Source organism: Bacillus sp. FSL R5-0416 (assembly GCF_037975425.1).
GTDB classification, from domain to species: Bacteria; Bacillota; Bacilli; order Bacillales; family Bacillaceae; genus Bacillus; species Bacillus subtilis.
This window is the reverse complement of record NZ_CP150252.1, coordinates 1,392,458-1,411,952: the sequence shown is the minus strand read 5'-3', so window position 1 is coordinate 1,411,952 and position 19,495 is coordinate 1,392,458. Positions and strand designations below refer to the sequence as shown.

Genomic DNA, 19,495 nt, shown 5'->3' with positions numbered 1-19,495 from the left:
CACTCAACATGAAAGGAAAACGAGAGCAAGATGAGAATTTGATGAGAAACCGTCAGTCTTCATACACAATGTTAGCTACCTTTCCTGTGTAGGCATTGATTTTCACTGTCGCTTCCTTATCATCAGGAAGATCAACGTCCACTTCAAAGATGAGAGTGCCCTCACTTTCTTCGAGATCTGCGTCATCCGCTTTACCGCCCGTTTTTCGCTCTGCAATTGTTTTGGCTTCTTTTTTCGTAATCGGCGTTTTTTGTTGATCTTTGCTGCTGATTTGATCGGCAGACAAGACTGTTTTTGCCTGCATGTCTACCTTCACTTCGTATGTTTTCCCGTCTTCTTTTTGTATGGTATAAGTGGCAACTCGACTTTGCCGTGTTTGTTTTTTGACCGTTCCCGGCACCCGCTCAAGCGCGAGATGCTCGGCTTCTTTTTCTGTCATGGCAGATGGATTTACTGCTTTTACTCTATTCATTGAAAGAATGTCAGCCGATATTGCGTCTGCTTTTACAAAGTAAGTTCCCTTTGGATTTTCAAGGGTTATATCATATGTTTTTTTATCCTTTGATTGTGTTGCTTTCGTGACCTTGCCTTCATAAGAGGCTTCAACTTTTTTTACGACAGTCTCCTTTGACAATACGTTCTCATGGGTTTGCCGAATGATGAGAAACGTACAGATGATGACAACTAAAATGGCTGCTGCAGCAAAAGATACTGTTTTTATTGTTTTAGTCATCGGCCTCCCCCATTCTGTTCGCTGAATTGCATGGTGACAGCTGTTCCTTGTCCCGGCTTGCTTTTGACAGACAGCTCAATGCCATGCTCATCAGCGATTTGCTTGGCAATGGAAAGGCCTAAACCCGTTCCGCCTGTTTTTCTGTTTCGTGCCTCATCTGCCCGGTAGAACCGTTCGAACAAATGCGGGATATGCTCCTCAGGTATTCCGATGCCTTCATCCCTCACTGATAGAAATGGCCGTCCATTCCTCGTTCCGGCTGACATCTCAATAGGCTTTTCACTATACTTTATTGCATTATCAAGCAAAATGGTCAACAGCTGCTTGATGCGTTCTTCATCAGCCTTTACAAGCAGGCTCTCTTTATCTGTTTCAAGCAATATGTCACGCTGATAAACGGACTGGAGCGTTTGCATAACCGCGCGCGCCGCTTCAATCAGATCGATTGTTTTCAGATCAACCTCGAGTCCTTGATGGCTTTTGGCCAGCGCCAAAAGCTGATTGGTCAGTTTTTTCATATGCACCGCTTCTGAGTGAATGGCTTCTATCGACTCCTCAAGCACCTCCGGCTTTTTTGCCCCCCACCGCTTCATCAGACTGCTGTAGCTTTCTATAATAGTGAGCGGGGTTTTCAATTCGTGTGAAGCATCTTGAACAAATTGCTGCTGTTTATCATAGTGCTCCTTCAGCATCATTGCCATTTCATTAAATGTCAGCCCCATTTGATACAATTCATCGTTGGACTGTCCTTCTAAAGAAATCGTTTTAAATTCTTTGTCTCGCTGTATGTCTTTCATTGTGATCATTAATCGTCTGATCGGATTGATGATACGGCGGGCAAGCAAGCTGCCTGCAAAAAAAGAAGCAATGCAGACAGCAGCACTTGCAGCGATTAAGATGATTTTCAGCAGAAACAGACTCTCTTCTGTGTTCTCCAGCCTTTCAACCAGCTGAAGAGACACCACTTGTCCATCGGTCCAAATCACCGGAACAGCAGCCTCGGCAAACAGCTTGCCGTCATGTTTCCTCACATCTGCCGTTTCGCCGCTATGAAAAGAGAGAGGAAAATCTTTATAGGCTTTTTCTTTTGTGATCGTCATAACGGCTTTTTGATCACCATTCACTACACGCACCATGCCATTTGCCGGAAGATAGGCCTGCAGCATATCCTGCAAAGCCACTCCTTCTGTTTCAGCGGCACGCAGCGCTTCGGCAATGTTATCCGTCTCATCAGCAAGCCGGGCCGCATCCTTTGATGTCAGCGCAGACGAAAAAATGAGATATACTGCGGTATGAACCAAAATTAATAAAATCAACAGTGATATCGAAGTGTATAGATGAATCTTGGTCTTCAGCTTCATCGTTTACCCCTTAATGGCATAGCCGACCCCTCGAATCGTATGGATCAGCTGTTTTTCGTAAGGATAGTCCAGTTTTTTTCTGATGTATCTTATGTAGACGTCCACGACATTTGTATCACCGATATAATCAAATCCCCATACCGAGCTTAGAATTTGCTCCCGTGTCAGCACTTGCTGCGGATGCTTTAGCATATAGACGAGCAGATCAAATTCCCGTGGCGTTAATTCCACCTCTTTGTCTCCGCGTCTCACTTCACGGGTTTTTTCGTTCACCCGCAAATCGTCATATGTAAGAAAGGTGCCGATATCTTCAGTTTTTGTTCCATTTTGTCGCAGCGCCGCCCTGATTCTCGCAAGCAATTCCTCGATTTCAAACGGCTTGGTGACATAGTCATTCGCACCGATGTCCAGACCTGTTACCTTATCAGGAATACTGTCTCGCGCCGTTAATAATATGACCGGTGTCTGCGAATCCGTTTTTCTCAAGCGGCGCAGCACTTCCAGTCCGCTAAGCCCCGGAAGCATAACATCAAGAAGCACCAAGGAATACCCGCCTTCCGCTGCCGCATCAAGACCTTCTGTGCCATTCTGTTTGATCGTGACGCTGTATCCTTCATATTCCAATTCAAGCTGCAGAACCCTGGCGATTTTTTCTTCATCTTCCACAATTAATATGTGTCCTTTGTCCAAATGTGATCATCCTCTCCTGTCCCTATATGAAAAAAATGATTTCGTTGTTTACAAAATGATTCTTATCATCTATTATGATGTCAAAATAAAAAATTGTATACGGAAAGCACTAGGGGTGCTGTTTTGGCTGAGATAAAGCGCGGAAGAAACGCGCTTTGATCCCTTATGACCCGATCTGGATAATACCAGCGTGGGGAAGTGCAGGTTGACCGAATGGTGTATTTTTTTGTGCGCTTAATCGATCTATGACTGCATATTCCCTTAGGATATGCAGTTTTTTATTTTACCAAAAAAACAGGAGGTCGGAGAAATGGAGCATATTTGCGGTACAAGCAAAATCGCCGGTTTTCGCTTCTCTTTATATCCGATGACGGATGATTTTATCAGTGTGATCAAGTCTGCGCTGAAAAAAACAGATACATCCAAGGTATGGACGAAAACCGACCATATCAGCACGGTGTTACGCGGATCGATTGATCATGTATTCGATGCTGCAAAAGCCATTTACCTTCATGCAGCAAACAGCGAACAACACATCGTCATGAACGGCACGTTTTCCATTGGATGCCCGGGTGACACACAGGGGGATACATATCTTTCCAAAGGTGATAAGCGTGTCAATGATGATGCTGTCCGAGGCTTGAAGGCGGAAGCGCCGTGCCAATTTGCCCTTTATCCAATGAACGAGCCGGATTATATGGGATTGATTATGAAGGCTGTCGACATTGCAAAAGCCCAAGGCACTTTCGTACAGGGTGTCCATTACGCGAGCGAGCTTGACGGGGATGCGCATGACGTATTCAGCACATTGGAAGCCGTTTTCCGCATGGCCGAGCAGCAAACAAACCATATCACCATGACTGTGAATCTTTCGGCTAACAGTCCATCAAGAAAAAACAGAAAGCAGGGATAAAATGAAAAGCTGGAAAGTAAAAGAAATTGTCATCATGTCGGTTATCAGTATCGTATTTGCCGTTGTTTATTTATTATTTACACATTTCGGAAACGTGCTTGCAGGTATGTTTGGGCCAATCGCCTATGAACCGATTTACGGCATTTGGTTTATCGTTTCTGTGATCGCCGCGTACATGATTCGAAAACCGGGTGCGGCGCTCGTTTCTGAAATCATTGCCGCTCTCGTTGAGTGCCTGCTGGGAAATCCGTCTGGCCCGATGGTCATCGTCATTGGCATTGTTCAAGGACTCGGGGCTGAGGCTGTGTTTCTTGCAACACGCTGGAAAGCATACTCTCTCCCTGTCCTTATGCTGGCCGGTATGGGATCTTCAGTAGCCAGCTTTATCTATGATCTCTTTGTTTCTGGCTATGCAGCCTATTCACCAGGTTATCTGCTCATTATGCTTGTGATCCGCCTCATTTCCGGCGCGCTTTTGGCGGGGCTTCTTGGAAAAGCTGTCAGCGACTCTCTCGCTTATACAGGTGTGTTAAACGGAATGGCACTCGGAAAGGAACTGAAAAAGAAACGGAAGCGGGCGTCAGAACATGCAAGCCTTTGATGAGCTTCTGACGGTTGAGCAGCTCAGCTTCTCTTATGAAGAAGACGAGAAACCGGTTTTTCAAGACATTTCGTTTGAGCTTCAAAAAGGAGAATGTGTTTTATTATTAGGACCGAGCGGATGCGGTAAAAGCTCGCTCGCCCTTTGTTTAAACGGTCTATATCCGGAGGCTTGCGACGGCATTCAGTCCGGACATGTATTTCTATTTCAAAAGCCGGTCACAGATGCTGAAACCTCCGAAACGATTGCTCAGCATGCCGGGGTCGTTTTTCAGGATCCTGATCAGCAGTTCTGCATGCTGACGGTGGAGGACGAAATAGCGTTCGGGCTGGAAAATCTGCAAATTCCAAAAGAAGAAATGACAGAGAAAATCAACGCCGTATTAGAAAAATTACGCATTACCCATTTAAAAGAAAAAATGATCTCAACCCTTTCAGGAGGACAAAAGCAGAAAGTGGCTCTCGCCTGTATTTTGGCGATGGAGCCTGAGCTTATTATTTTAGATGAGCCGACCTCTCTTTTAGACCCTTTCTCAGCTCGGGAGTTCGTTCATCTGATGAAGGATCTTCAGCGGGAAAAAGGTTTCAGCCTCCTCGTCATTGAGCACCAGCTTGATGAATGGGCGCCTTGGATTGAGAGAACGATCGTACTCGACAAATCAGGCAAAAAGGCACTGGATGGCCTGACGAAAAATCTATTTCAGCATGAAGCGGAGACACTAAAGAAATTGGGCATCGCCATTCCAAAGGTCTGTCATCTGCAGGAAAAGCTGAGTATGCCGTTTACTTTATCAAAAGAGATGCTGTTCAAAGAGCCTATTCCTGCCGGGCATGTCAAAAAGAAGAAAGCCCCTTCTGGGGAGAGTGTGCTTGAAGTCAGCAGCCTTTCGTTCGCGAGAGGACAGCAGACGATTTTCAAAGACATCAGCTTTTCGTTGCGCGGAGGCTCTTTAACGGCGCTTGTCGGTCCGAACGGCACTGGAAAATCGACGCTCTTATCAGTTCTGGCCCGTCTCATGAAACCGCAAAGCGGCAAAATCCTTCTTTATGACCAGCCGCTGCAGAAATATAAAGAAAAAGAATTGCGTAAACGGATGGGATTTGTTTTTCAAAACCCTGAGCATCAATTCGTCACCGATACGGTGTATGACGAGCTTCTGTTCGGCCAGAAAGCAAATGCTGAAACTGAGAAAAAAGCGCAACACCTGCTGCAGCGTTTTGGTCTTGCGCATTTGGCTGATCATCATCCGTTTGCGATCAGCCAAGGGCAAAAACGGCGACTGAGCGTAGCTACTATGCTCATGCATGACGTAAAGGTTTTATTATTAGACGAACCAACCTTTGGCCAGGATGCCCGCACGGCGGCTGAATGCATGGAAATGATTCAACGTATCAAGGCAGAGGGAACTGCTGTCCTTATGATTACACACGATATGGAGCTAGTCTCTTCGTATGCTGACAGCGTGCTTGTGCTTCACGATACAGGCCTGGCCTTTGACGGATCTCCAGCGCAGTTGTTTTCTCAAGAAACAGGGCTTGTCCAAAAAGCAAAGCTCACCCTTCCCCTTCTATATGAATGGATGGCATTTCAAGAGGAGGTGCGTGATGAAGCAGCCGTTACATCTCATTAATCCGACTGTGAAAGCGGCGGCGGTTTTTTGTTGTGTCGTCATGCTGTCGTTTATTTACAACCCTTTCACTCCGGCATGTTTTTATATCATCATCGTTGCGGGCGTTTTACTGGCGGCCGGAATCCCATTGAAAAAATGGTTGTTGTTTACGATTCCGTTTTTGATTTTAGCATTCGGGTGCGTGTGGACAGCCGCAGTTTTTGGAAAAGTGCCGACAACACCGGATAATTTTTTGTTTCAAGCAGGCCCTATCTCCATTAACAGCGATAATTTGTCTGTCGGCATCTCTCTCGGGTTTCGTATTTTATGCTTTTCCGCCTTATCGATGATGTTTGTTTTTACAACCGATCCGATTTTATTTATGCTGAGCCTTGTCCAGCAGTGCAGGCTCTCACCAAAGCTCGCGTACGGTGTCATTGCAGGCTTTCGCTTTCTTCCGCTGTTAAAGGATGAGGTCCAGCTGATTCAGCAGGCTCATAAAATCAGAGGAGGAGCGGCGGAGAGCGGCATCATGAATAAAATCAGTGCGTTAAAACGATATACCATACCGCTATTGGCAAGCGCCATCAGAAAAGCGGAACGGACAGCGCTTGCGATGGAATCGAAAGGATTTACAGGAAGCAGAAACCGGACATACTACAGGACATTGAGCGTGAACCGGCGCGACTGGGTGTTCTTTTGCCTCGTCCTCTTATTATTCGCGGGATCCTTTCTCGTATCTTTATGTTTCGCATCATAAAAAATCCGCTATCACAGATAGCGGATTTTTTTATTGATGATAGTTTAATGCTTGGGCAAGGTTGGTTTTAATAGTAATATTCGAAAAGTCAATCCCCAGCTGTACAGCAGTTTGCGCAATTTCAGGCCTGATTCCTGACAGGGTTGACCGGACACCGATCAGATTAAGCGCCTCAATCAATTTAAAGATCTGGTGCGCCACCATCGTATCCACCACAACAACACCTGACAGATCGATTAACAGATGCTCCACACGTCTTTTCGCACAAGCTTGAAGCGTGTTTTCCAGAATAAACTTCGCCCGTTCGGTATCAATGTCACCGACAAGCGGCAGCAGAGCTGTTGATTTGCTCAGGGTAATGACAGGTGAGCTTAATTCCAATATCATTTCTCTTTGGGCGTTTAATTGCTGCTTGGCATTCATTTCAGCGTGATCAACGAATGTATAAATGGTGAAATCAAATACTTTTACAATCAAATCTGCCCATTTTTGCTTCTCTCCCGGTTCAAACGCTGATTCATTTTCTTCTGCGAACTTCTCAAAATACTTCGTATATAATCTCCTGTTTCTCATAAACTCCCGAATGACATACTGAACCGGTGTGTCGAGATGTTTTTGATCGTTGGTCAGCTCAATGACCCACTCTTGAAACTCTTCGAGAAATTGTTTTTCCGGTAAAACATACATGTAATTCAGATGCCGGTAAAACTCTCTGTCCTGCTCTTTCAATTCTTCCGTTACTGTTGCATTATGTAGGGCGTAAAGCGAATTCGGATCACTTTCCTCCATCGTTTCAATCCATTCCTCGGCCATTTGTTCCACATGCTCTGAAAAAAATGCATATAATTTTTCATTCAGTTTCATGACACTGCTCCTTTCCCCAACACTATTATAACTTGACTTACAGTTGAATCCCAGTCATACATGTTGAAGCCATCCAATATTTTGAAGATTACTAATTCTTTGGTGTGTATCCTATTTTTTCAAAATGCTTCAAATGGCTCTGTCCGAGCGCTTGCTTTTTTCATATAATATGAGGCAACACCCTTGAATCCACTTGCAAGCATAAAAAAGGAGGGCTTTTTTATGAATGGTGAAATCCGCTTGATCCCGTATGTGACGAATGAGCAGATCATGGATGTAAACGAGCTTCCTGAGGGCATTAAAGTGATTAAGGCGCCAGAAATGTGGGCAAAAGGGGTAAAAGGCAAAAATATTAAAGTTGCTGTATTAGACACGGGCTGCGACACAAGCCACCCTGATTTAAAAAATCAAATCATCGGCGGAAAGAACTTCACGGATGACGACGGAGGCAAGGAAGATGCGATTTCCGACTACAACGGACACGGCACACACGTCGCCGGAACAATTGCAGCTAATGATTCAAACGGAGGCATTGCCGGAGTCGCGCCTGAGGCAAGCCTATTGATTGTGAAGGTTCTTGGCGGCGAGAACGGCAGCGGACAATACGAATGGATAATTAACGGCATCAACTACGCGGTGGAACAGAAAGTCGACATCATCTCAATGTCCCTTGGAGGGCCAAGCGATGTGCCAGAGCTAAAAGAAGCAGTGAAAAACGCAGTGAAAAACGGAGTGCTTGTCGTTTGTGCAGCGGGAAATGAAGGTGACGGCGACGAACGCACAGAAGAGCTTTCCTACCCCGCAGCTTATAATGAAGTGATTGCAGTTGGATCTGTTTCTGTAGCGCGAGAATTATCAGAATTTTCTAACGCAAATAAAGAGATTGACCTTGTGGCACCAGGAGAAAACATCTTATCCACCCTTCCCAACAAGAAGTACGGTAAGCTGACCGGCACTTCAATGGCTGCCCCTCATGTCAGCGGTGCGCTTGCTTTAATCAAAAGCTATGAAGAAGAATCATTTCAAAGAAAGCTTTCTGAATCTGAGGTTTTCGCACAGCTAATCCGCAGGACACTTCCTCTTGATATTGCAAAAACGCTGGCAGGCAATGGATTCCTGTATTTAACAGCTCCTGATGAGCTCGCAGAAAAAGCAGAGCAATCACATTTGTTGACCCTATAAGATTATTTTTCTTATATAATATACACCACATCATATAAATAAAAATTTCAAATTCTATGTTGACAATGAATTTGAATTACTGTTAAGATTACCAACAAATGATTCAACTTTTCAAAAAATTAATAACATTTTCTCTTATCGAGAGTTGGGCGAGGGATTGGCCTTTTGACCCCAACAGCAACCGACCGTAATACCATTGTGAAATGGGGCGCACTGCTTTTCGCGCCGAGACTGATGTCTCATAAGGCACGGTGCTAATTCCATCAGATTGAATCTGAGAGATGAGAGAGGCAGTGTTTTACGCAGAAAAGCCTCTTTCTCTCATGGGAAAGAGGCTTTTTGTTGTGAGAAAACCTCTTAGGAGCCTGTATCCGCGGGTTAACGAGAGTGTTTTACATATAAAGGAGGAGAAACAATGACAACCATCAAAACATCGAATTTAGGATTTCCGAGAATCGGACTGAACCGGGAATGGAAAAAAGCACTTGAAGCGTATTGGAAAGGCAGTACTGATAAAGATACGTTTTTGAAGCAAATCGACGAACTTTTTTTATCCGCAGTAAAAACACAAATTGACCAGCAGATTGATGTTGTGCCTGTTTCTGATTTCACACAGTATGACCATGTACTCGACACAGCAGTCAGCTTCAACTGGATCCCGAAACGTTTCAGACATTTGACTGATGCTACCGATACATACTTCGCTATCGCCCGCGGAATCAAAGACGCCGTATCTAGTGAAATGACAAAATGGTTTAATACAAATTACCATTACATCGTTCCGGAATATGACGAGAGCATTGAGTTCCGTCTGACAAGAAACAAACAACTCGAAGATTATCGCCGGATCAAACAGGAATACGGTGTGGAAACAAAGCCTGTGATTGTCGGCCCTTATACGTTCGTTACGCTTGCTAAAGGCTATGAACCGTCTGAAGCAAAAGCGATCCAAAAACGCCTTGTGCCATTATATGTACAGCTTTTGAAAGAGCTTGAAGAAGAAGGCGTAAAATGGGTTCAAATCGATGAGCCGGCGCTCGTTACCGCCTCTAGTGAAGATGTCCGCGGTGTAAAAGAATTATTTGAAAGCATTACAAGTGAGCTTTCATCCTTGAATGTGCTTTTGCAGACGTATTTTGATTCTGTTGATGCTTATGAAGAGCTGATCTCTTACCCGGTTCAGGGTATTGGCCTTGATTTCGTTCACGACAAAGGCAGAAACCTGGAACAGCTTAAAACACATGGCTTTCCGACAGACAAAGTGCTGGCAGCCGGTGTTATCGACGGACGCAACATTTGGAAAGCGGACCTTGAAGAGCGTCTCGATGCCGTTCTTGATATTCTCAGCATTGCAAAAGTTGATGAACTGTGGATTCAGCCTTCCAGCAGCCTGCTGCATGTTCCGGTAGCGAAACACCCTGATGAGCATTTGGAAAAAGACCTATTGAACGGATTATCCTACGCAAAAGAAAAGCTGGCCGAGCTGACAGCTTTGAAAGAAGGCTTAGTATCAGGAAAAGCGGCGATCAGCGAAGAGATTCAGCAGGCTAAGGCTGATATCCAGGCGCTTAAACAGTTTGCAACAGGCGCCAATTCTGAACAAAAGAAAGAGCTTGAGCAATTAACTGATAAAGACTTCAAGCGCCCGATTCCGTTTGAAGAACGTTTAGCCCTGCAAAATGAATCTCTCGGCCTTCCGCTTTTGCCGACGACAACGATCGGCAGCTTCCCGCAGTCTGCTGAAGTGCGGAGCGCACGCCAAAAATGGCGGAAAGCTGAGTGGTCCGATGAACAGTATCAAAACTTTATCAATGCGGAAACAAAAAGATGGATTGATATTCAGGAAGAATTGGAGCTTGATGTCCTTGTTCACGGCGAATTTGAACGGACAGACATGGTCGAATACTTCGGTGAAAAGCTGGCCGGTTTCGCCTTCACTAAATATGCCTGGGTTCAATCATACGGCTCACGCTGTGTCCGCCCGCCAGTCATTTACGGAGATGTTGAATTTATTGAACCGATGACAGTGAAAGACACAGTCTACGCACAGTCATTGACTTCCAAGAATGTAAAAGGAATGCTGACGGGCCCGGTTACAATCTTAAACTGGTCTTTCCCTCGAAACGACATCTCGAGGAAAGAAATCGCCTTCCAAATCGGGCTTGCCCTTCGCAAAGAAGTTAAAGCGCTTGAAGACGCAGGCATTCAAATCATTCAAGTCGATGAACCAGCGTTGCGTGAAGGCCTTCCATTGAAAACCCGCGATTGGGATGAGTATTTGACTTGGGCGGCAGAAGCTTTCAGATTAACCACTTCTTCCGTGAAAAACGAGACACAAATTCATACACATATGTGCTACAGCAACTTCGAAGATATCGTTGATACAATCAATGATCTTGATGCCGATGTGATTACAATCGAACATAGCAGAAGCCACGGAGGATTTTTAGATTACTTAAAAAACCACCCGTATTTGAAAGGGCTTGGCCTTGGTGTATATGACATTCACAGCCCTCGTGTGCCGTCAACTGAAGAAATGTACAATATTATCGTTGATGCGCTTGCCGTCTGTCCGACTGACCGCTTCTGGGTAAATCCAGACTGCGGATTGAAAACAAGACAGCAGGAAGAAACGGTTGCAGCATTGAAAAACATGGTTGAAGCTGCAAAACAGGCAAGAGCACAACAGACACAGCTAGTATAATTTGAAAAAACCATCTGCATTTGGCAGATGGTTTTTTTCTATAATACAGCCACAATAGTTTCTTATTTTAGCAAATCCCCCAATTACTTTGTTTATTTTGCACTTTTTTAAGAATGTTCTTTGCATTTTTTTCGGCTATACTAATAACACTCTATTGACAGGAGGGATTGGGATGAATCATGAAACGTTCTTAAAACGGGCTGTCACTCTCGCATGTGAAGGAGTGAATGCAGGAATCGGCGGGCCTTTTGGAGCCGTTATCGTGAAAGACGGAGCCATTATTGCAGAGGGACAGAACAACGTCACAACAAGCAATGATCCGACTGCCCACGCGGAAGTCACAGCTATTCGAAAAGCCTGTAAGGTGCTAGGAGCATACCAGCTTGATGACTGCATTTTGTATACGAGCTGTGAACCATGCCCAATGTGCTTGGGCGCCATCTACTGGACCCGGCCTAAAGCCGTTTTCTATGCAGCTGAGCACACAGACGCTGCCGAAGCCGGGTTTGATGATTCATTCATTTATAAAGAAATTGATAAACCTGATGAAGAAAGAACGATCCCCTTTTATCAAGTGACACTAACAGAGCATTTATCCCCGTTTCAAGCATGGCGGAACTTCGCCAATAAGAAAGAATATTAAAAGGATCAGGCATGCGCGGCCTGGTCCTTGTTATTTCTCCAAGTAGCGCTATGCCCTGTGCAAATACAAAACAGCAATCATGCGCGCCGGAATTCAGCTTGGCAGACACCGAGCCAGCCGCCCGCTTCACCTGTAACTTTTGGTTTAAAGGCATGCTTCAAACGCTTCTCTGAAGTTTTATCATAAATCTGTGCCCGCCCCGCATGCTCCGACACCAAAAAACATCCTGAGAACACTCAGGATGCCGGTCATTATTTTAATTCTAGTTTTACATCAACATTTCCTCTGGTTGCCTTGGAGTAAGGACAGAATTCATGAGCGGCGTTGACAAGCTCTTGTGCCTTTTCCCGATCTAAATCTTTCGTGTTCACAACAAGTGTGACACCGATTTTAAACCCGCCGTCGCTCTCATCCTTCATGAGGCTGACCTGCCCTTCAATCTCCGAATCAATTTCGATATTCTGCTCTTTGGCTACGTGTTCGAGCGCGCCGCCGAAGCATGCAGCATACCCTGCCGCAAAGAGCTGTTCCGGATTTGTGCCGGTTTGTCCTTCTTTTTTGGCATTTGGCATGACAATATCAAAATCAAGAACACCGTCATCTGATGTAATATGTCCTGCCCGGCCGCCTCGCGCGGTTACTTTTGCTGTAAATAGTGCCATATTTCCCAACCTCCTTATTTGTATCTAGTTGTTATATTTCCCTTTCTGATCTTTTTAAACATGCTATGTTTGCCGAGAATAGGAAAAGTGAGGTTTTTCAGATACAATAGAATCGAATGACAAAAAAGAGTTGGTGAACAAAATGGAAAATAAATTTGATCATATGAAATTGGAGAATCAGCTATGTTTTTTGCTATATGCAAGTTCGCGGGAAATGACAAAGCAATACAAGCCGCTGCTTGATAAGCTGAATATAACATACCCTCAATATTTGGCTTTGCTTTTGTTATGGGAACATGAAACGCTTACTGTCAAAAAAATAGGCGAACAGCTGTATTTAGATTCAGGAACGCTCACTCCGATGCTTAAACGAATGGAACAACAGGGTTTGATTACGAGAAAAAGATCTGAAGAGGATGAGCGGTCCGTGTTGATCAGCCTGACAGAGGACGGAGCGTTATTAAAAGAAAAAGCGGTTGACATTCCAGAGACAATTCTGGGGCTCTCAAAGCAGTCTGGGGAGGATCTCAAACAGTTAAAATCCGCTCTATATACATTGCTGGAAACACTTCATCAAAAAAATTGAGGATGCCTTGTACAGGCATCCTCTTTTTATTTATTCAGCAACTTCAAGTGTCACATCAATATTTCCGGAGGTTGCTTTTGAGTACGGGCAGACGCCGTGCGCTTTTTTCACAAGCGCCTCCAATTCTGATGCACTGACTCCTTCTCCTTTTACTTGCAGCGTCACACCCAGCTTATAGCCCTGGTCCGCTTCATCCTTTAACAGGCTAACATTTGCTGTAACCTCTGTCTCTACTTTTACCCGTTCTGTTCTTGCGACAAGCTGCAGGGCGCTGTCAAAGCAAGCTGCATAACCTGCTGCAAACAGCTGCTCTGGATTTGTCGCTTTTTCTAATTTCTTGGCTCTCGGTGTCCCCGGCATTGCGACATCAAGCTCAAGAACGCGGTCTGATGAAATGACCTTTCCTTCTCTTCCTCCTACCGCTGAAACAGTTGCGGTAAATAATGGCTGACTCATTTTTCATTCCCCCAATATATTTTATACAATTAAATTGTACACAATTAAATTTGAAATGTCAATTTTTCGCGTATAAAAAAGCTTATCTCGTAATGAGATAAGCTTTTTCATTGAACATTACCCCGCTATTCACGGATTTGCCCAGTTCCTTTAATGATGTATTTTGTAGAAGTCAGTGCAGGAAGCCCCATCGGTCCTCTTGCATGAAGCTTTTGCGTGCTGATGCCGATTTCGGCTCCGTAGCCGAATTCAAAGCCGTCGGTAAAGCGGGTTGACGCGTTATGATAGACCGCGGCAGCATCGACAGCCGTTTGAAAATATGCCGCGTTTTTGTCATTTTCAGTTAAAATCGCTTCTGAATGATTGGTGCCGTATTGTTGGATATGCTTCACAGCTTCTTGGACGTTTTCAACCGTCTTTACACTGAGGACAGGCGCTAAAAATTCGGTTTCCCAATCTTCTTTTGATGCTTGTTTGCTTGAAGGATGAAGTTCACACACCAATTCATCACCCCGAATTTCAACTCCCGCGTTTTCCAGCTGGTCCAGCAATTCTTTCCCGTGCTGTCTTGCCCAAGCCTTGTGAATCAGCAATGATTCAATCGCGTTGCATACGGAAGGGCGTTGCGTTTTGGCATTTACGACAACCTTTTCTGCCATTTGCGGTTTGGCTGTTTCGTCAATGAATATGTGGCAGTTTCCTGCTCCCGTTTCTAATACAGGAACTGTTGATTCTCTCACAACGAGATCAATCAGTTTCTTGCCTCCGCGCGGAATCAATACGTCTAAGCCATCATTTAACGTAAAGAGCTCTTTTGCTGTCTCTCTGCTCGTATCCTCAATCAGCTGCACAGCGTGAATCGGAAGCGCTGATTGCTCAAGTGCTCTGTGAATGACACTGACGAGCGCTTTGTTGCTGTGGATGGCTGAGGAGCTTCCCCGCAGCACAACCGCGTTCCCTGTCTTCAGGCAAAGGGTAGCCGCATCAACTGTGACGTTTGGCCTCGCCTCATAAATCATTCCTACGACACCGAGCGGCACACGGATTTTTTCAATAAACAGGCCGTTTTCTTTTTCAATCGTTTCAAGAGAGTCGCCGATTGGGTCCGCTAAGTCGATTAAGAGCTCCACCGCGTCCGCGATATCGCGTATCCGTTTCTCATCCAGTGTGAGACGGTCAATGATGTCCGGAGTTAAACCATTCTCTTTTCCGTTCTCAATGTCTTTTGCATTCTCCGCCAAGAGAAAATCAAGTTCTTTGCGGAGTCCGTTTGCAATGAGGCTGAGCGCCTCATCCTTCTCGGCTGTTGTTTTCATGATCATTTCGGCTGCTGCTTCTTTCGCCAGCTTCGCTTTTACAGAAACTTCACTCATTTTTCCGCCTCCTAGTCGTTTACATTGACCCAGTCATTCCTATGAATAACCTCAAACGTTTTCTCAAAATCAAGTTCGTCACTGCGTTTTCCTTTGGCTTCCATAATCTCCTCAGAGGAGTAATGGGTTTGGCCTTTGCCGATCACGCCGCCCGGTCCCCTGACTTCCACGACCGCCCCTTTCGGAAAGCTTCCGTTCACACCCACAACGCCAGCGGGCAAAAGGCTGCTTCCATTATGGATCATCGCCTCCTCGGCACCCGCATCAATGATAATTTCTCCCGATATCGGCGAGTGGAACTGAATCCACTGCCTTGTGTTGTTAACCGAAGATAGTTCTTTGTCTCCGATATAAGTGCCGTCTCCCCTGCCGTCCAAAATGTCCGCAAGTTTTTGCTCTCCGCTGCCAGTTCCAATGAATACTTTCACTCCCAGAGACAGCGCGGTTTGTGCGGCTAACAGCTTTGATTTCATTCCGCCGGTGCCGACCTTTGATCCAGCTGAACCTGCATATCCAAGCAATTCAGGCGTGATCTCCGGCAAATAATCAATTCGTTTCGCCTCAGGATTTTCATTTGGATTGGCATCATACAGTCCGTTAATGTCGGTGAGAATCATGAGCTGGTCCGCGTGAATCAATCCGCTGACTAAGGCAGAAAGCATATCATTATCTCCGAATGTCAATTCTTCAACAGACGTAGAATCGTTCTCGTTGATAATCGGAATGACGCCGCGTTCCAATAATTCCATTATCGTAGCATACGCGTTTCGGTACCGTTCTCTTTTCGAAAAATCATTTCTCGTTAAAAGGATTTGTCCCGGAGTCAGTGAGTATTGTTTAAATTGATTCATATATTGCTGCATTAACAGTGTTTGTCCGACCGCGGCCGCCGCCTGTTTTCCTTTGATGGTAACGGGACGAGATGGATAACCGAGGCTGGAAAACCCCGCCGCTACGGCACCCGAGGTAATCAGAATCATTTCATGCCCCGCTTTTTTTAACACGGAAATCGCCTGAACATGCTCTCTGATTTTTGCCTCATCAATGCTTCCTTTGCTATTCGTGAGCGAACTGCTTCCTATTTTCACTACTATTCTTTGTTTTTTCATTTATTCTCCTCCGCGGCTCTTCTACAATAAAAAAACCCATTTCATCCTGATTCATAAGGACGAAATGGGTTTCCGTGGTACCACCTTGATTGAACGCGCTTGTGCACGCTCCGCTCTCCTGTAACGCCAGGTTATGCGCCTAGGTTTTCCCCCTAGGACTCCAAGGCAGGTTCGGCAGGTTTCATGCGGCAAAATGTTTCAGCGATTCATTTTGCTCTCTGTCACAGAAAGGTCTGCTTACTAATCCTCTTCAACGCTCAATGATTTTTTTATATTATGCAAAGAAAAAAGACACTTGTCAAGGTTTTTTGTCATCAAAAATAGCCCGCTTTGCGCGGGCCTCTTGCAGTCTAGTTAAAGACGATTGTTTTATTTTCATGAACGATGACACGGTCTTCCAAATGCCATTTCACAGCACGGGCAAGCACGCTGCGTTCAATTGTTCTTCCGATGTTTTTCAGCGCTTCCGCATTATCGCGGTGGTCCACACGCTCAATATCCTGTTCAATGATCGGCCCTTCATCAAGATCGTTTGTCACATAATGAGATGTCGCACCGATCAGTTTCACGCCGCGCTCGTAGGCCCGTTTGTACGGATTCGCACCGATAAAAGCTGGCAGGAATGAATGGTGGATATTGATGATGCGATTCGGATGAGCCGAAACAAAATCAGGAGTTAGAATCTGCATATAGCGTGCGAGAACGATGACATCAACATCGTACTGCTCCAGCAGTTCAAGCTGCTTCTTTTCGACTTCCGCTCTGATGTCTTTGTTCGCTTTCATATAGTGGAATGGAATGTTCAGGCGCTCAACCAGCTCTCTCGCTTCCTCATGGTTACTGATGACAACAGCGATCTCCGCCATCAGGTTGCCGGTTTGCCATTCCCAAATCAGCTCATGCAGGCAATGAAGCTCCTTTGAAACAAAAATGGCGACACGCTTCAATTCACTTGCCAAAGTTAAGCTCCATGTCATGTCGAATTTATCCGCTACAGAGGCAAACGCCGCCTGAAGTGATGTTTTTTTCTCACGAATGCCTGCGCAGTCGAATTCGATTCTCAGGAAGAACCGGCCGCCTTCAGGGTCTGTCGTATATTGATTTGATTCTATAATATTGGCACCGTGTTCAAATAAAAACGCGGAAACTGCAGAGACGATACCCGGCTGATCGGGGCAGCTGACCAAGAGCCGCCCTTTATCCTCATTTCCGTCACGGTATTCGTCCAACCGCTGAGTCATATATGATTTCATGAATAATCCCTCTTATCTTTGTAAGTCTAAACTATTTATCCATTATACTGAAGATTTGATAAAAATCAATTTATGACAGAATTTTTAAACCAACTGCTGAGCATAAAATCAACGCGATAAAGAAGATCCGTTTGGCGTCTTTCTGCTCCTTGTAAAAGAGGATGCCGATAAGCGCCCCGCCGGCGGTGCCAATTCCTGTCCAGACCGCGTAAGCCGTTCCCATCGGAATGGTTTCCATTGCGTACGACAGCAAGGAAAATGAAGCGGCAAAACCAACAATGATCAACAGCACCCATTTCACGCTTTTTTCTTTCGCATATTGATTCATAAGGGCCACGCCGGCCATTTCTAAACAGCCCGCGCACAATAAACTGATCCAGTGCAGCATTATGCCTCGCCTCCTTTTTCCTCTGTCTCATCCTGTGTCACAAGCTTCAACCCGATTACACCGATTAAGAGCACGCCAATTAACAATAGCTTCGGCCATCCAACCGGTTCATGAAAAAGAACGATTTCACTAAGTACTGTTCCCGCTGTGCCGAGCCCGGTAAAGACGGCATACACGGTACCAACAGGCAGACTGTGAGTCGCCTTCATTAGAAGGTAAAAGCTGAATATGATGCCGATGGCAGTGCCGCTCCATGTTAAGGCTGAGTCAGCGTGCTTTAAGCCTATCACCCAAACAACCTCGAAAACAGCGGCAAGCACGACCAATCCCCATTTCATTTTGAGTCATTCCTTTCTATCTATTAGGATTCTCCGAAAACAAAAAAACCCCGGACAGTCGTCTCACATGAGATTGACTCTCCCGGGCTTTTTTCCCTCCGTGTGCATACGCGCTTCTATTTACGCGTATGTGTTTTCTCTCGGACCAGTCCATGTCAATTGACATGCGGAACCCTAGAAAACTTTACATGATATCATGATACTAAACTCATCTCTATCTTTCAATTGTAAGATTTTCTTTCATATACCGCGATCGGTTTATTCCATTTTCTGATCGTTTTGCTGTAATGCATGCCGATTTTCTCCGCTACCCGTATGGACGCTTTGTTACCTGGATCAATCAAAGCCGTCATTTTGCCGAACTGCCGCTCGTTAAAGCCATAGTCCAGACAGGCCCGAGCCGCTTCTTGCGCATAGCCGTTCCCCCAGTGGCGGCGGGCAAACATATAGCCAATTTCCATTACGGTTTGATTTTCGATCTGCTGGGGAACGATGCCGCATTGCCCCAAAAACTCCCCTGTCCGCTTATCTTCGGCAATCCACAGACTAACGCCGTACCCTTTTTCATTTCTTTGGTTCCAATTGACCCACTCGCGGGTTTGCCTCTTATCTTTTAAACCGGAATAATATTTCATGACGTCAGGATCATTAAAAAGCAGCCCAAACAAAGTGGCTTGATCCCGATCTTCCATACAGCGCATACGAATTCGATCAGTCACAAGCTTCGTTTTAGCGTTCATACTTCGCCACATCCTGCTTCCATTCTTTTTTGAGAGCTTCAATATGTGCCTGATGATAGCGGTTATGATCTGCCATATGCCAAATTCCCCATCGTATCGTCGCGGTGTCACCTTCGAAGGAAAGCGGCTGGTTCAAAGCATTTTCAGTTAAAGTGAAGCATACCGATTTCAACTCCTCTACTACATGCTGATGTCTTCTCAGGAGTTCATCTAAGTCTGGCTGATTCACCGGTTCAGGCAGCCGTCCGCTTTTATCTGTCATCGGGCCGTATGCCTGTTCAATATGGTCCGGTATCCGATTTTCCTTGATACGCCAGACCCATCTGATATCAACATTTGTGATATGGTGCAAAAGCTGAGCCGTGCTGTTTTTTGTTTGGCAGCGCCCCTTAAAGTAAAGTTCACTGTGTGTCATATGGCTTACGATGGAAGCCAGACGGAGACTGTTTTGTTCCACTGCGGAATACAGCAAACTGACCGTTGGCGCCATGTCGTTTCTTATGGATAAGTCCTTCATGTTCAGTTCCCCT

Annotated in this window: 21 protein-coding genes, 1 pseudogene and 3 riboswitches; of the genes and pseudogenes, 8 read left to right on the top strand and 14 right to left on the bottom strand. The window is 45.4% G+C overall.

The features are described 5' to 3' along the window. Positions 1-52 precede the first annotated feature (52 nt). The 3 genes from NYE20_RS07565 to ykoG are packed head-to-tail and all read right to left on the bottom strand — an operon-like array spanning position 53 to position 2,784. A complete protein-coding gene (locus NYE20_RS07565) occupies positions 53-733 on the bottom strand; it encodes a PepSY domain-containing protein (RefSeq protein WP_103803696.1) in 681 nt (226 codons plus the stop codon). Continuing rightward, positions 730-2,094, bottom strand: a complete 1,365-nt coding sequence (gene ykoH, locus NYE20_RS07560; protein ID WP_064671308.1) for a two-component system sensor histidine kinase YkoH — start codon at positions 2,092-2,094, stop codon at positions 730-732. The genes NYE20_RS07565 and ykoH overlap by 4 nt, the downstream gene beginning before the upstream one ends. Positions 2,095-2,097: 3 nt before the next feature. After that, positions 2,098-2,784, bottom strand: a complete 687-nt coding sequence (gene ykoG / locus NYE20_RS07555; protein ID WP_103803695.1) for a two-component system response regulator YkoG — start codon at positions 2,782-2,784, stop codon at positions 2,098-2,100. A 101-nt stretch (positions 2,785-2,885) separates the two neighbouring features. Beyond that, positions 2,886-2,998: riboswitch (TPP riboswitch) on the top strand. Between the two features lie 96 nt (positions 2,999-3,094). On the opposite strand from ykoG, the gene thiU reads away from it, so the two are divergent. The 4 genes from thiU to thiX are packed head-to-tail and all read left to right on the top strand — an operon-like array spanning position 3,095 to position 6,667. After that, positions 3,095-3,697: an HMP/thiamine ABC transporter substrate-binding protein ThiU gene (gene thiU, locus NYE20_RS07550; protein ID WP_021479434.1), complete on the top strand. Its 603-nt coding sequence runs from the start codon at positions 3,095-3,097 to the stop codon at positions 3,695-3,697. Between the two features lies 1 nt (position 3,698). Continuing rightward, the gene (locus NYE20_RS07545; protein WP_003232554.1) at positions 3,699-4,298 is read left to right on the top strand and encodes an ECF transporter S component; all 600 of its coding nucleotides are present in this window, start codon (positions 3,699-3,701) and stop codon (positions 4,296-4,298) included. Then, positions 4,285-5,928, top strand: a complete 1,644-nt coding sequence (locus tag NYE20_RS07540) for an ABC transporter ATP-binding protein (RefSeq protein ID WP_101502049.1) — start codon at positions 4,285-4,287, stop codon at positions 5,926-5,928. The genes NYE20_RS07545 and NYE20_RS07540 overlap by 14 nt, the downstream gene beginning before the upstream one ends. Further along, positions 5,903-6,667 (top strand): HMP/thiamine ABC transporter permease ThiX, encoded by a 765-nt coding sequence (gene thiX / locus NYE20_RS07535; RefSeq protein WP_041850914.1) that lies wholly within the window; start codon positions 5,903-5,905, stop codon positions 6,665-6,667. Before NYE20_RS07540 ends, thiX begins: the two co-directional genes overlap by 26 nt. Positions 6,668-6,697: 30 nt before the next feature. Here the strand turns inward: thiX and rsbRB are convergent, their stop codons facing one another. Then, positions 6,698-7,531 carry an RsbT co-antagonist RsbRB gene (gene rsbRB, locus NYE20_RS07530; RefSeq protein ID WP_003232560.1) on the bottom strand — a complete coding sequence of 278 codons (834 nt, stop codon included), beginning with the start codon at positions 7,529-7,531 and terminating at the stop codon, positions 6,698-6,700. A gap of 222 nt (positions 7,532-7,753) precedes the next feature. Between rsbRB and isp the strand changes: the two genes are divergently transcribed. The 3 genes from isp (at position 7,754) to guaD (ending at position 12,060) form a co-directional block, all read left to right on the top strand. Further along, entirely contained in the window at positions 7,754-8,713 is a 960-nt protein-coding gene (isp, locus tag NYE20_RS07525) for a serine protease Isp (protein WP_003232562.1), read from the top strand. Between the two features lie 132 nt (positions 8,714-8,845). Then, a riboswitch (SAM riboswitch) is annotated at positions 8,846-9,001 on the top strand. A 127-nt stretch (positions 9,002-9,128) separates the two neighbouring features. Beyond that, positions 9,129-11,417 (top strand): 5-methyltetrahydropteroyltriglutamate--homocysteine S-methyltransferase, encoded by a 2,289-nt coding sequence (metE, locus tag NYE20_RS07520; protein ID WP_103803693.1) that lies wholly within the window; start codon positions 9,129-9,131, stop codon positions 11,415-11,417. 172 nt (positions 11,418-11,589) lie between these two features. Then, on the top strand, positions 11,590-12,060 hold the full coding sequence (gene guaD, locus NYE20_RS07515; RefSeq protein ID WP_103803692.1) for a guanine deaminase: 471 nt from the start codon (positions 11,590-11,592) through the stop codon (positions 12,058-12,060). A 48-nt stretch (positions 12,061-12,108) separates the two neighbouring features. Here guaD and NYE20_RS07510 read toward each other — a convergent pair. Together NYE20_RS07510 and NYE20_RS07505 are read right to left on the bottom strand one after the other, a co-directional pair. Further along, positions 12,109-12,285: pseudogene (locus tag NYE20_RS07510) on the bottom strand (hypothetical protein). Between the two features lie 26 nt (positions 12,286-12,311). Then, a complete protein-coding gene (locus NYE20_RS07505; RefSeq protein WP_003232570.1) occupies positions 12,312-12,722 on the bottom strand; it encodes an organic hydroperoxide resistance protein in 411 nt (136 codons plus the stop codon). A gap of 142 nt (positions 12,723-12,864) precedes the next feature. Between NYE20_RS07505 and ohrR the strand changes: the two genes are divergently transcribed. Then, positions 12,865-13,308 (top strand): organic hydroperoxide resistance transcriptional regulator OhrR, encoded by a 444-nt coding sequence (gene ohrR / locus NYE20_RS07500; protein WP_101502047.1) that lies wholly within the window; start codon positions 12,865-12,867, stop codon positions 13,306-13,308. Positions 13,309-13,338: 30 nt separating this feature from the next. Here ohrR and NYE20_RS07495 read toward each other — a convergent pair whose 3' ends face one another. The 8 genes from NYE20_RS07495 to NYE20_RS07460 all read right to left on the bottom strand — a co-directional run bounded on the left by NYE20_RS07495 (position 13,339) and on the right by NYE20_RS07460 (position 19,482). Further along, positions 13,339-13,764 (bottom strand): organic hydroperoxide resistance protein, encoded by a 426-nt coding sequence (locus NYE20_RS07495; protein WP_003232574.1) that lies wholly within the window; start codon positions 13,762-13,764, stop codon positions 13,339-13,341. A gap of 125 nt (positions 13,765-13,889) precedes the next feature. Then, positions 13,890-15,137: a glutamate-5-semialdehyde dehydrogenase gene (gene proA, locus NYE20_RS07490; protein ID WP_014476586.1), complete on the bottom strand. Its 1,248-nt coding sequence runs from the start codon at positions 15,135-15,137 to the stop codon at positions 13,890-13,892. An 11-nt stretch (positions 15,138-15,148) separates the two neighbouring features. Continuing rightward, positions 15,149-16,246 (bottom strand): glutamate 5-kinase, encoded by a 1,098-nt coding sequence (proB, locus tag NYE20_RS07485; RefSeq protein ID WP_161621534.1) that lies wholly within the window; start codon positions 16,244-16,246, stop codon positions 15,149-15,151. 350 nt (positions 16,247-16,596) lie between these two features. Continuing rightward, the gene (gene purU, locus NYE20_RS07480; RefSeq protein WP_041850915.1) at positions 16,597-17,499 is read right to left on the bottom strand and encodes a formyltetrahydrofolate deformylase; all 903 of its coding nucleotides are present in this window, start codon (positions 17,497-17,499) and stop codon (positions 16,597-16,599) included. Between the two features lie 70 nt (positions 17,500-17,569). Continuing rightward, positions 17,570-17,887: a multidrug efflux SMR transporter subunit YkkD gene (ykkD, locus tag NYE20_RS07475; RefSeq protein WP_015252242.1), complete on the bottom strand. Its 318-nt coding sequence runs from the start codon at positions 17,885-17,887 to the stop codon at positions 17,570-17,572. After that, entirely contained in the window at positions 17,887-18,225 is a 339-nt protein-coding gene (gene ykkC / locus NYE20_RS07470; protein ID WP_003232583.1) for a multidrug efflux SMR transporter subunit YkkC, read from the bottom strand. Before ykkC ends, ykkD begins: the two co-directional genes overlap by 1 nt. Positions 18,226-18,302: 77 nt before the next feature. Continuing rightward, positions 18,303-18,414: riboswitch (guanidine-I (ykkC/yxkD leader) on the bottom strand. A 32-nt stretch (positions 18,415-18,446) separates the two neighbouring features. Then, a complete protein-coding gene (locus tag NYE20_RS07465; protein WP_038829045.1) occupies positions 18,447-18,965 on the bottom strand; it encodes a GNAT family N-acetyltransferase in 519 nt (172 codons plus the stop codon). Beyond that, entirely contained in the window at positions 18,955-19,482 is a 528-nt protein-coding gene (locus NYE20_RS07460) for a DinB family protein (RefSeq protein WP_161621533.1), read from the bottom strand. The genes NYE20_RS07465 and NYE20_RS07460 overlap by 11 nt, the downstream gene beginning before the upstream one ends. Between the last annotated feature and the right edge of the window lie 13 nt (positions 19,483-19,495).